General features: G+C 44.6%; 16 protein-coding genes. 3 read left to right on the forward strand and 13 right to left on the reverse strand.

Annotated features, from left to right (window positions below; all coding sequences use genetic code 11):
* Positions 1–116: 116 nt before the first annotated feature.
* Genes BN587_RS00240 through BN587_RS00250 form a run of 3 tightly spaced genes read right to left on the reverse strand, consistent with a single transcriptional unit; the run spans position 117 to position 805 of the window.
* On the reverse strand, positions 117–413 hold the full coding sequence (locus tag BN587_RS00240; RefSeq protein WP_021719172.1) for a LysM peptidoglycan-binding domain-containing protein: 297 nt from the start codon (positions 411–413) through the stop codon (positions 117–119).
* Between the two features lie 5 nt (positions 414–418).
* Positions 419–601, reverse strand: coding sequence for a hypothetical protein (locus tag BN587_RS00245; protein WP_021719173.1), 183 nt, complete (start codon positions 599–601; stop codon positions 419–421).
* A gap of 15 nt (positions 602–616) precedes the next feature.
* Positions 617–805: a helix-turn-helix domain-containing protein gene (locus tag BN587_RS00250; protein ID WP_021719174.1), complete on the reverse strand. Its 189-nt coding sequence runs from the start codon at positions 803–805 to the stop codon at positions 617–619.
* A 184-nt stretch (positions 806–989) separates the two neighbouring features.
* On the opposite strand from BN587_RS00250, the gene BN587_RS11255 reads away from it, so the two are divergent.
* The 3 genes from BN587_RS11255 (at position 990) to BN587_RS00265 (ending at position 3,838) form a co-directional block, all read left to right on the forward strand.
* Positions 990–1,379 carry a helix-turn-helix domain-containing protein gene (locus BN587_RS11255; protein WP_021719175.1) on the forward strand — a complete coding sequence of 130 codons (390 nt, stop codon included), beginning with the start codon at positions 990–992 and terminating at the stop codon, positions 1,377–1,379.
* A gap of 320 nt (positions 1,380–1,699) precedes the next feature.
* Positions 1,700–2,407, forward strand: a complete 708-nt coding sequence (locus BN587_RS00260) for a hypothetical protein (RefSeq protein ID WP_021719176.1) — start codon at positions 1,700–1,702, stop codon at positions 2,405–2,407.
* Between the two features lie 321 nt (positions 2,408–2,728).
* Positions 2,729–3,838, forward strand: coding sequence for a tyrosine-type recombinase/integrase (locus tag BN587_RS00265; protein ID WP_021719177.1), 1,110 nt, complete (start codon positions 2,729–2,731; stop codon positions 3,836–3,838).
* Positions 3,839–3,950: 112 nt separating this feature from the next.
* Here the strand turns inward: BN587_RS00265 and rplS are convergent, their stop codons facing one another.
* The 10 genes from rplS to BN587_RS00315 all read right to left on the reverse strand — a co-directional run bounded on the left by rplS (position 3,951) and on the right by BN587_RS00315 (position 9,665).
* Entirely contained in the window at positions 3,951–4,292 is a 342-nt protein-coding gene (rplS, locus tag BN587_RS00270; protein WP_021719178.1) for a 50S ribosomal protein L19, read from the reverse strand.
* Positions 4,293–4,421: 129 nt separating this feature from the next.
* A complete protein-coding gene (locus tag BN587_RS00275; RefSeq protein WP_021719179.1) occupies positions 4,422–4,997 on the reverse strand; it encodes an RNA methyltransferase in 576 nt (191 codons plus the stop codon).
* Positions 4,990–5,811 carry a tRNA (guanosine(37)-N1)-methyltransferase TrmD gene (gene trmD / locus BN587_RS00280; protein ID WP_021719180.1) on the reverse strand — a complete coding sequence of 274 codons (822 nt, stop codon included), beginning with the start codon at positions 5,809–5,811 and terminating at the stop codon, positions 4,990–4,992. Before trmD ends, BN587_RS00275 begins: the two co-directional genes overlap by 8 nt.
* The gene (rimM, locus tag BN587_RS00285) at positions 5,808–6,311 is read right to left on the reverse strand and encodes a ribosome maturation factor RimM (protein ID WP_009145927.1); all 504 of its coding nucleotides are present in this window, start codon (positions 6,309–6,311) and stop codon (positions 5,808–5,810) included. Before rimM ends, trmD begins: the two co-directional genes overlap by 4 nt.
* Before the next feature lie 3 nt (positions 6,312–6,314).
* Positions 6,315–6,719: a YlqD family protein gene (locus BN587_RS00290; protein ID WP_021719181.1), complete on the reverse strand. Its 405-nt coding sequence runs from the start codon at positions 6,717–6,719 to the stop codon at positions 6,315–6,317.
* Positions 6,720–6,738: 19 nt separating this feature from the next.
* Positions 6,739–6,966: a KH domain-containing protein gene (locus tag BN587_RS00295; protein WP_009145929.1), complete on the reverse strand. Its 228-nt coding sequence runs from the start codon at positions 6,964–6,966 to the stop codon at positions 6,739–6,741.
* 20 nt (positions 6,967–6,986) lie between these two features.
* The gene (gene rpsP / locus BN587_RS00300) at positions 6,987–7,259 is read right to left on the reverse strand and encodes a 30S ribosomal protein S16 (RefSeq protein ID WP_009145930.1); all 273 of its coding nucleotides are present in this window, start codon (positions 7,257–7,259) and stop codon (positions 6,987–6,989) included.
* 51 nt (positions 7,260–7,310) lie between these two features.
* Positions 7,311–8,657, reverse strand: a complete 1,347-nt coding sequence (gene ffh, locus BN587_RS00305; RefSeq protein WP_009145931.1) for a signal recognition particle protein — start codon at positions 8,655–8,657, stop codon at positions 7,311–7,313.
* Between the two features lie 5 nt (positions 8,658–8,662).
* Complete coding sequence (gene ylxM, locus BN587_RS00310) at positions 8,663–9,016, reverse strand: YlxM family DNA-binding protein (protein ID WP_021719182.1); 354 nt, start codon at positions 9,014–9,016, stop codon at positions 8,663–8,665.
* Positions 9,017–9,110: 94 nt separating this feature from the next.
* A complete protein-coding gene (locus BN587_RS00315) occupies positions 9,111–9,665 on the reverse strand; it encodes an SGNH/GDSL hydrolase family protein (RefSeq protein ID WP_021719183.1) in 555 nt (184 codons plus the stop codon).
* Positions 9,666–10,152 lie beyond the last annotated feature (487 nt).

Consider the following 10,152-nt stretch of genomic DNA (forward strand, 5'->3'; position numbering starts at 1 on the left):
TGTTGCATAAAATACAACTACCTATACGGAAATTTTTTCTTACCCACCTCTTGACTTTTTATAGTTAGTCTTTCTGTTACAATTAATGTATAGCGAGAAGGCTTTATGCCCTGCTATCATTGTTCTTTCACTGTGTAGTAATTAACAGTGACTACATCTCCAGGCTGGAGATAACGGCGGTTGGCGGTCAGGTGCTTATTATCTTCGGATACGTTGTACCAAAACTCGTCAAAACAAATTCTCGTTTTGTTGAGCAGGAAATACTTGTCAGCGATTCCATACATGGTTTCGCCTTCTTGTACAATGTGCGTAATTGTATGCCTTTGCACCTGGCTGTCCGAAAATCCGCCAATCAAGCTTAAGCAACACCATACAAAGATAATGCATACACAGATTTGCAATACCTTTTTCATCTTTTTCACTCCTTTGTAGCAATTTCCGGCTTTTCTACAACCGTCAAGATTTTGTAATTTTCATGACGATAGCAAGCCCGGAAGCATTTACATGCTTCAGTTTCATTTTTCTCAGTAAACGTATCAAGTTTTACCTTGCCAGTTTCCAAGTTTTGAAAAACAACTACCCAGTCTTTACATTTATACATCTCTTCTTTTCTCCTTTACGCTTCCAAAAAGTAATCAACGCTGACGCCGAAGTATTCGGCAAGTTTTTGCAATGTCTTTAAACTCGGAGTATATTTGCCTTGTTTCCAATAGGTAAGCGACGGAGCGTTAATTCCTGCCTCTTTAGCAATCCTATTAGCCGACAAACCCTTTTCGAGCATCAATTTCTCGAATTTACTATACATTTTTCGCTCCTTTCCTTGCATAAAATAATCTACTGTGATAGAATTATATTAAAGTAATTTAACACTAGCACTGATTTAAAGTGCTTTAATCTAAGCATTAACTTACTATAATTATTATACTACTTTAAAGCACTTTTGTAAAGTAGTTTAATGAAATTTTTTAGGATTTTTTGGAGAGTTTTACATGTACGAAAAACTTGCATTACTGCTAAAGCAACACGGCATCAGTGCTTCAAAATTAGCAAAAGAAACAGGCATTAGTGCACCTAGCTTAACTTATTGGAAGCAAGGCAAATACACACCACAAGCCAAAACCATTCAAGCTATCGCTAACTACTTTAATGTTCCGGTTGCATATTTTTATGATGACACTGAATATGCTTTAGGTATAACGGAGCAGCAAGCTCATGACCTCGGCATAGACACTGAAGCAGTAAAGCAGCAGCTCAACGCCCAGCTTCTCGATGAACAAGCTATTGAGATTGCTAAACAGATTCAGAAGCTCGATGACACCCAAAAGATGGCTATCGAGCAAATTATAAAAGGGCTATTGCAAGGCAAAGGCAAGGCCTGACTTCCCCTTCGCCAGCATGGCATAATACCTTGCAATCTAAAGGAGGGAGGTTAAAACGAAGTCGATGTCATACCACTAACGAGTATGCACAGCTGATTCGACAATTACCAACAGAGCATGTGTATTTCCTGCTACTCTGCATAGAAATTGCCAACCAACTGGTTGCAAAAAAAGCAAGCTGAAACTGTAAAATGCGGACTTAATGATTCAACTTGATGTTAGGGGGATTCTCTTTAGGGAGCCATTTTGTAGAAGAACTACAGCGATAAGAGGGCGCATATGTCCGTCCTCTTTTTCGTGTACAGAAAAGAGGTTATACAATGAAAAAATTCACAGTATTCATGCTGTTAGCACTTTGTTTGCTCACTGTTGCCTGCGGTGGTCCTTCAGCTAAAGAAGAAGCAGAACGGTTGCATAAAGACCACACGCTGGCTACAAGAGTGATTTGGAACGATAATTTTGTTCCTAAATTGAAAAAAATTCATAACGAATTACCGGAAGATAAAAAGGATGCAGAAGCAGCTAAACTAGCAGAAGAATACAAGCCGAAATTAGAAGATGCATACAAAAAAATTCAAGCTGAAAAAGTTCAAGACAAAAACAAACATCTTGCGGAGCTGATTCAGCAGCAAGATAAAAACTCGCTAGAATTTTTAAATTTGCTAATAATGCTCAACGATAAGCAGAATCTAAAAGAGCAAAACTGGCAGCAAGATTTCGCAAACGTAACAATGAGCTTGTTTAACACTAAATTAGAATATGACAACGAATATTCTAAAATCACTACCGGGAAAGGCACTTATGAATTAACATTAGCCAACTTCCAAAAAATCCATAAGGGAGATACATATCAGAAAGTTGCTGAAACATTCAAGATGCCCGGCGTTTTAAAAAGCTCAAGTTCATCTCAGCTTAGCTACGGACTTCACACCCTTAATACATGGGAATGGGAGCTTAATGATTCCAGGGTTAGTATAATTTTTGAAAATAATAAGGCAGAATTAATTCACCAATTCAATTTAAAGTAACAGACTATTCCCCTAGCCTGTTAAAAAAAATCACTAGCAGGCGTAAAGCCTGCTTTTGTGCTTTTTGAAATAAAAAAGGCTTGAAAAACAGTCTGAACATAAAATCCCAGGTTGCTTTTCAAGCCAGCGTTTTTATACAGTTTATATTACTATTTTTATAGATTAAAAATCTTATCAGAGCTTCATATTTAGCTTATATGAGCATTTAATTTTTACTAATATAAATATAAGCAGAAGCCTTGAAAAGTCGCTTATAAGCTAAATACTAAAGAGAATTTTTAGCGTTTTTGGCAAAAATTTACATGAAAGGAGCTGCAGAACATGACAGTAACAAAAAATCTGAAAACAGGAAAATGGGACTGTGCTTTTTGGTATAAGGATTGGCAAGGCGTACGCAAACATACAACAAAAAGAGGTTTTGACAAAAAGCGCGATGCTGAAAAATACGAAAGCGATATGAGAAACAAAACTCATACGCATGATCCGAAATTCAGTGAAGTTATTGCAGCATACCGGGAAGAGCTGGACAGCAAACTAAAGCTAGGAGAATTAAAGCAATCGACAGTTGACGGGAAAATCCAGGCATTGGAATATTACGTTCTCCCCTTCTTCGAAAATATGAACGTCGATAAAGTTACTCCGCTTCAAGTTATGCGTTGGCTTGCACTTCAAAATGAGAAATCAGAAAAAGAACGTCTTTCAAGCAGACTGCTAAACCGCATTCGCTCAGAGCTGAACCAGGTATTTGAATTCTCAAAAAGAAACTTCGGGACAAAAAATAACCCTGTCACTCTAACCGACAGGGTAAAGCCATATTCCAACGATACACGTGCAAAGTTATGGACAGTTGAACAGTATAAAGTTTTCTATGATGATATTGAGATAGCTTCGCATAGGGTGCTATTCAATATCATCTTTTGGGCAGGCTTGCGAATAGGTGAAGTTTTGGCACTAAAAATCGAGGATATATCTCCATATAAAATTCACGTTGACAAATCACTCATGAGGATAAACAATAAAGACGAATACGTCATCAGCACAACCAAGACAAGAAGCTCCGTTCGTGATGTTGAGATACCGAAATACCTCTATCATCAAATCATGGACTACATAAGCACCCTTTACAAGGTCAAAGCCGAAGATTATATCTTTGACGGCATAAAGCCGACGGCTATCAGAACATATATGCGCTATCACTGCATTAAGTTAGGCTTGCCAAGAATCAGCCCTCATATTCTCCGGCACAGCTATGCTTCCATGCTTTACGCAACTACCGGAGATATTTTGGCAGTCGCTGAACAGATTGGTCACGCAGATACAAATACAACCTTTAAATTTTATGCTCACATGATGCCTGAAGCTAATAGAAAGGCTGTCGACAAATTAGAGAGCTTAACTGTGGATAACTTGCCCCAAAATAGCGAATTTTAATTTTTGGAACTCATTTTGAACTCATTCGATAAAAAAAGAACCGCCAAACCCCATGAATACTAGGGTTTAGCGGTTTTTGTTTATAGTCCCTTTTACTATAAACAAAGATTGATTAGCGTTTTTCTCTGATACGAGCAGCTTTACCAGTCAGTTTGCGCAGATAATACAGTTTAGCACGGCGAACGATACCAACGCGTGCTACAACGATTTTCTCAATACGCGGGCTGTGAACCGGGAAAGTTCTTTCTACGCCAATGCCGTAAGAAATACGACGAACGGTGAAGTTTTCACGAACGCCGGAGCCACTGCGGGAAATTACAACGCCTTCAAACAGCTGAACGCGCTCGCGGGTACCCTCGACGATTTTGCAATAAACTTTAACGGTGTCGCCTGCTTTAAACTCAGGGATGTCGGAACGAAGTTGTTCTTGTTCCAGTACTTCAATAATGTTCATAGTTTCCTCCTAAATCATAGACGTTCATGTGCGAACTCCACAGCGGACCGTCCGTATTACACAACGTAAATTGTATCATAGACAAACAATTAATGCAAGAGAAAAGTGTATAATTTCTTGCATTTTTCTTTAATTTTTTTCCCACCAGGCCTCGCCTGCAAGCCTGTCCAGAATAATGGCTGCGGCACTGCGCACGCAAAGATGATTATAGTCACACGGGCCGTAAACAGGCTCCAGAATATAATCAAATTTGGCCATAGTTTCCGTCTCGATGCCAAAGCCTGTGCCGAACAAAAGCAGCACTGGTCTGTCACCCTCCTGCAGCTGCTTGCGCATAAAGCTGTAGGAAACGGTGTTGGGATAAATGCGTGCGTCCGTAGTGACAACGTAAGGCTGCTTGCCTGTGCGCTCTGCTATCGTCTGCACCGCACTTGCGATATCAGGCTGCCACAGCACGCGGCTCAGCGCGTCGGCACGGTCGGGGTTATACACCTTGCCATAGCCCTCCTGCCAGTAGGAAAGTATCTTGTCGATAATCTGCTTCTGGACCTCCAGCGGGTGGATGATGTAATAGCCCTGCACGTTATAAGTGCGGCAGGTACGCGAGATATCGTGGATATCAAAGTTAGTCACCGCGCCGGCGATAACGTTCATGCGCTTGTTGTAGATAGGATAATGGACCAGGCCAACATATAAATCAGCCATTCGCCTCATCCTCCTTCACCTCGGCGCTTGCGCGTTTTTCCTGCTCGGCAGCTATTTCGGCACGCAGCTCCTCATAGAAGCGGCGCTCCGATTTTTTCATTTTATAGGGCAAGCGGCCTGTCAAAAGCTCCTTCTGCTCCGCACTCAAAAGGTCGGGACGCAGAGCAAGCGTTGCCTTGAGCGACTGCTTCAGGCGCCAGCTGTTAATCAGCGCATGGTTGCCGCTGCGCAGCACCTCAGGCACCTCCATGCCCTCAAAGTTCACCGGACGCGTGTACTGCGGGTATTCCAGAAGGCCGGTGCTGAAGGAATCCTCCTCCGCACTTTCAATCTTGCCCAATACGCCGGGAATAAAGCGGGAAATTGCATCCATCACAATAATAGCAGGCATTTCGCCACCGGTGAGCACGTAATCGCCGATAGACAGCTTTTCATCAACCCAATGGAAGATGCGCTCGTCAAAGCCCTCATAATGACCGCAGACGAAGATGAAATCCTGTCCGCTGTGGGCATATTCCTCGACGATGCTCTGTTTGAGCGTGCGTCCACCCGGGCACATCGCAATAACACGGGCGTTGGGCAGCTGCTCCTTCGCCTTGCGGATAGCAGCCACCATCGGCTCCGGCTTCAGCACCATGCCGGCACCACCGCCGAAGGGAGAATCATCCACCGTGCGATGCACGTCATGCGTAAAATCACGCGGATTGATGCAGCTCACCTCAATCAGGCCCTTGGAGGCAGCGCGCTGCAAAATGCTGTGGCTTGCGGCCTGCTCAATCTGTTCGGGAAATAAGGTTACAAATAAAAACTTCATTCTGCCTCAACCCATTCCGGCAGCTCCACGACAATGCGCTTTTCTGCCAGATTGATTTCCTTGACATATTTCTTCAGTGCCGGCAGCAGGTAATCCTTCTGTCCGGGGACAGCGATAACATAAACATCATTGCTGCCTGTGCTCAGTGCGTCCTTAAAGGTGCCGATTTGCTCGCCCTGCTCGTCATAAACAGGCAGGCCGATGAGGTCGGCAACATAAAAGCGTCCTTCCTCCAGCTCCGGCAGGTCCTCAGCGTTAATGCTTACCTCCATACCGCGCAGCAGCTCGGACTCGTTCATGCTTTTGATTTCGGCAGTAGTCACCAGCACCATTCTTTTATGAAAGCGTGCTGCTTTCACGGTCAGCTTGCGACCGTCCGGCAGCAGCAGATAATCCAGGTCTAAAAATTGTTCCGGCTTATCGGTTAACGGCAATATACGAATATCGCCCCGCACACCGTGCGGAGCGACAATTTTGCCAATAACTATTTGGTTTTCCATGGATTATTCGCGGAAAGCGATAATCTTACCATCTTCGGTAAGGATTTCTGCGCCCATCAGGGTATCGATATTGGTGCCTACGGTAATTTCTACAGTACGCTCCAGGGTACCATGACCAATTTCAGCGCCCAGCTCCAGAGCTTCCGCTCTTTTCAGCTTAGCCTCTGCTTCTTGTTTGGCAGCAGTACGCTTATTTCTTTCGATGTCAATTTGTTCGCGCAAAGCCGGAAGCACGCTCAAATCGCTGGCAGCCTGATGCAATGCTTTTTTAGCCTGGAACTCGAATTGCTCCAGATCAAGCTCCATATTCTTTATGGTATTTTGGAGATCTCCAACAATTTTCAACTTTAAATCTTCAGTAACTTTTGCTTTAACAGCGACGGGAACCCTAACGATCATTTTATCCATAGCGATATACCATCCTCAATCAAATAATTTCGACAATGACTTTCACATTTTCACGGGTTGCTACTGCTTTCATAACAGTTCTGATAGCTTTTGCGATACGGCCCTGTTTTCCAATAACCTTACCCATATCTTCAGAAGCAACATGGAGGCGAAGCACCGTTGTTGTACCGGTGGTCTCCTCCTCCACTACTACTGCAGAGGGATCATTTACAAGAGATTTGGCCATAACTTCTACCAATTCCTTCATGTAGATCACGCCCCCTCAAATTATTTTGCTGCTTTAGCTTCAGCAAATTTTTTCATGATACCATCCTTGCTGAACAGGTTTTTAACGGTATCGGTCGGTTGAGCGCCTTTGTTCATCCAGTCGATAGCTTTCTCAGCATCGATTTTTACGCTAGCCGGTTGAACGGTGGAATCGTAGTAACCGATGGATTCGATGAAACGACCATCACGAGGAGAACGAGCGTCTGCAACAACAATACGATAGAAAGGAGCTTTTTTAGCGCCCATACGTTTTAAACGGATTTTAACTGCCATGTTGATTTTCACCTCCTTAAATTAATATCTCACAACATGGAACTTTCTTTATTATCTGCCAAACGGCAGCTTGAAGCCGCCCTTGGAAGCAAACTTTGCCATACCCTGCATACGCTTCATCATCTTCTTACTTTCTTCGAAGTTTTTCAGAAGCTTGTTGACATCCTGTACACGCATGCCGCAGCCTGCAGCGATACGTTTACGACGGCTGCCGTTGATGATTTCGGGTTTTTGTCTTTCCTTCTTGGTCATGGAACGGATAATTGCCTCAATGCGGTCGAATTCCTTTTCGTCCACATTAGCTTCCTTCAGCTTTTGGCTGATGCCGCCCATGCCGGGGATTAAGCCTAAGATGGTTTCCAGAGAACCCAGCTTTTTAACCTGCTGCATCTGGTCCAAAAACTGCTCTAAGGTGAATTCATCCTTACGCAGCTTTTTCTCCATCTCCAGTGCCTTGGCGAGGTCAGTTGTAGACTGGATTTTTTCTACCAGAGTCAGGATATCGCCCATGCCCAGAATACGGGAAGCCATACGATCCGGATGGAAGGGCTCCAAAGCATCCAGCTTTTCGCCAAGACCGATTAATTTAACCGGCTTGCCGGTAACAGCCTTTACGGAAAGCACCGCACCGCCGCGGGCATCGCCGTCGAGCTTAGTAACAATCAGGCCGTCAATGCCCAATTCCTTGTCAAAGCTCTCGGCAACGGTTACTGCGTCCTGACCGGTCATAGCATCTACAACCAGCAGAATTTCCTGAGGATGAACAGCGCCTTTAATGTTGCGCAGCTCCTCCATCAGCTCTTCATTTATATGTAAGCGGCCTGCGGTATCGATGATTACCGTATCGCATGCCAGACTATGTGCTTTTTCCATAGCCTTTTGGGCAATCTCTACAGGAGAAACCTTGTCGCCCAAAGTAAATACAGGCACATTCAGCTGCTCGCCCAAAACCTGCAGCTGGGTAATAGCTGCAGGACGGTAAACGTCACCTGCAACCAGAAGCGGTTTTTTGTGCTTGCGCTTCAGGTAGTTGGCCAGCTTGCCGGCGGTAGTGGTTTTACCTGCGCCCTGCAGACCAACCAGCATGATAACTGTCGGCGGTTTGGGAGCAACAGTGAGCTTGCTTTGGGTACCGCCCAAAAGCTCAATCAGCTCTTCATTAACTATCTTGATAATCTGCTGATGCGGATTCAGGCCTTCGCCAATCGCTTCACCAACAGCGCGCTCTTTAACCTTGGCTACAAAGTCCTTAACAACCTTGAAGTTAACGTCGGCCTCCAAAAGCGCCATACGCACTTCGCGCATAGGAGCCTTTAAATCTTCCTCAGTCAGCTTGCCGTTGCCACGGAACATCTTTAATGCATTTTGTAATCTTTCAGATAAACTTTCAAATGCCATTCTATCTACCTACCTTCACTGCAAAGCTCTTTCAGCATTTGCACGGCCTCGTCTTTTTTAGCAGCTTCCGGAGTTGCCAGCAAATCTATTGCCTGCTGCAGCTTAGCATGCAGCTCCTCCTCGCGGCTCAGCACCTTCAGTGATGCTTCATATCGTTCTAGCAGCTGCTCAACACGCTTGAGCAGGTCGTGGACAGCCTGACGCGAAACGCCCAGCTCCTCCGAAATCTCACTCAGAGACAAGTCGTCATAGAAATACAGTCCCAGGCATTGCTTCTGCTTAGCTGTCAGAAGTCCGCCGTAAATATCAAAGAGCCTGCCTAAGCGCATACGCTGCGCAAAAATTTCTTCTGCTGACATTTTTATCCCTCTCGAAATTTAGTCGACTATGTAAGTATAAAGCATAAAGCGATGCTTGTCAAGTATTTTTACTTGTCACCTTTAAAAATTTTTTCTAATCTGCGTTTTCTTCCTTCAGCCACTTCCAGATCAGCGGCGCTGCGTAATTCCCCATCGCCTCATACGTCTGGGATTTGGGGTGAATGCCGTCAACGTAGGCCTTGAACCTTGCTCCGGCGTCCAGGCCGATGGCAGGCTGCAAATCGAGCAGAAAGGCCTTGCCGCCGAAGATATGCTCTGCCTCCTGCCGCAGATTCAGCAGCTGACGGTTGAGCGCCTGCTCCGTACTGATAAACGGCAGCACTACGCACAGGCTGTAGTGCTTTTCTTTGCACCACTCCAGCACACGCTTGTAATCGCGGCTGATGTCCTCAATACGGCGCCCCTGCAGAATATCGTTGGCACCGCCTAGGAAGAGGACGTGCTGCACATATTCCGGCAGCGCGTACTGGCGCATACGGTAGATGATGTCATCGCAGCAGTCACCGCAGACGCCGTAATTGAGCATTTTGATTTGCGTCAGCTTTTCCACCTGAGCGGTCCAGGAATAACGTGGGCCGAAGGGAAAGCCCTGCACCAGAGAATCGCCGTAACAGGCAACGTATTTCATGATAATCGCTCCTCACGTTGGTTTTTTTACATATTATTATAGCATAGATGGCACCAGAATAGTAAAGGCGTTCTACCGCAGTTCGGTAGAACGCCTTTAGTTTAATGTGCTATTATACTGTCAATCTGGACGCCAGCTCACGCACCTCTGCTTCCGTATGTTTGGCGTGGCGCACGGTGAATTTGCTTTGCATGACGCTCTACTCCACATGCAGGAAACACCCACGGTAAATGCTACGCTAATTTTTTGATAACTTTAATTCTGTTTGCAAATGCGTTTTCATATATTAAATATAGGTGCTGTAATGCGCATAATAAAGGCTTATTTGCAAAAAGTACTTGTCAAATTCTGTTCGATGTGTTATAGTAAATTTATCACAGGAGGTAGACGGTTTGCCAAAATGCTGTAAGGCTTGCGCCAGGTGCGTTTTGCTTTTGGTGTAGGCGTAAATGTACCGCTCTTGTGAGCATTTTAGCTGTTTTTGCTA

Source organism: Phascolarctobacterium succinatutens CAG:287 (genome assembly GCF_000434895.1).
GTDB classification, from domain to species: domain Bacteria; phylum Bacillota; class Negativicutes; order Acidaminococcales; family Acidaminococcaceae; genus Phascolarctobacterium_A; species Phascolarctobacterium_A succinatutens_A.

What these genes read in the sequence shown, in the direction of transcription:
- BN587_RS00240 (WP_021719172.1), bottom strand. Translation starts at nt 413, where the DNA reads ATGAAAAAGGTATTGCAAATCTGTGTATGCATTATCTTTGTATGGTGT.
- BN587_RS00245 (WP_021719173.1), bottom strand. Translation starts at nt 601, where the DNA reads ATGTATAAATGTAAAGACTGGGTAGTTGTTTTTCAAAACTTGGAAACT.
- BN587_RS00250 (WP_021719174.1), bottom strand. Translation starts at nt 805, where the DNA reads ATGTATAGTAAATTCGAGAAATTGATGCTCGAAAAGGGTTTGTCGGCT.
- BN587_RS11255 (WP_021719175.1), top strand. Translation starts at nt 990, where the DNA reads ATGTACGAAAAACTTGCATTACTGCTAAAGCAACACGGCATCAGTGCT.
- BN587_RS00260 (WP_021719176.1), top strand. Translation starts at nt 1,700, where the DNA reads ATGAAAAAATTCACAGTATTCATGCTGTTAGCACTTTGTTTGCTCACT.
- BN587_RS00265 (WP_021719177.1), top strand. Translation starts at nt 2,729, where the DNA reads ATGACAGTAACAAAAAATCTGAAAACAGGAAAATGGGACTGTGCTTTT.
- rplS (WP_021719178.1), bottom strand. Translation starts at nt 4,292, where the DNA reads ATGAACATTATTGAAGTACTGGAACAAGAACAACTTCGTTCCGACATC.
- BN587_RS00275 (WP_021719179.1), bottom strand. Translation starts at nt 4,997, where the DNA reads ATGGCTGATTTATATGTTGGCCTGGTCCATTATCCTATCTACAACAAG.
- trmD (WP_021719180.1), bottom strand. Translation starts at nt 5,811, where the DNA reads ATGAAGTTTTTATTTGTAACCTTATTTCCCGAACAGATTGAGCAGGCC.
- rimM (WP_009145927.1), bottom strand. Translation starts at nt 6,311, where the DNA reads ATGGAAAACCAAATAGTTATTGGCAAAATTGTCGCTCCGCACGGTGTG.
- BN587_RS00290 (WP_021719181.1), bottom strand. Translation starts at nt 6,719, where the DNA reads ATGGATAAAATGATCGTTAGGGTTCCCGTCGCTGTTAAAGCAAAAGTT.
- BN587_RS00295 (WP_009145929.1), bottom strand. Translation starts at nt 6,966, where the DNA reads ATGAAGGAATTGGTAGAAGTTATGGCCAAATCTCTTGTAAATGATCCC.
- rpsP (WP_009145930.1), bottom strand. Translation starts at nt 7,259, where the DNA reads ATGGCAGTTAAAATCCGTTTAAAACGTATGGGCGCTAAAAAAGCTCCT.
- ffh (WP_009145931.1), bottom strand. Translation starts at nt 8,657, where the DNA reads ATGGCATTTGAAAGTTTATCTGAAAGATTACAAAATGCATTAAAGATG.
- ylxM (WP_021719182.1), bottom strand. Translation starts at nt 9,016, where the DNA reads ATGTCAGCAGAAGAAATTTTTGCGCAGCGTATGCGCTTAGGCAGGCTC.
- BN587_RS00315 (WP_021719183.1), bottom strand. Translation starts at nt 9,665, where the DNA reads ATGAAATACGTTGCCTGTTACGGCGATTCTCTGGTGCAGGGCTTTCCC.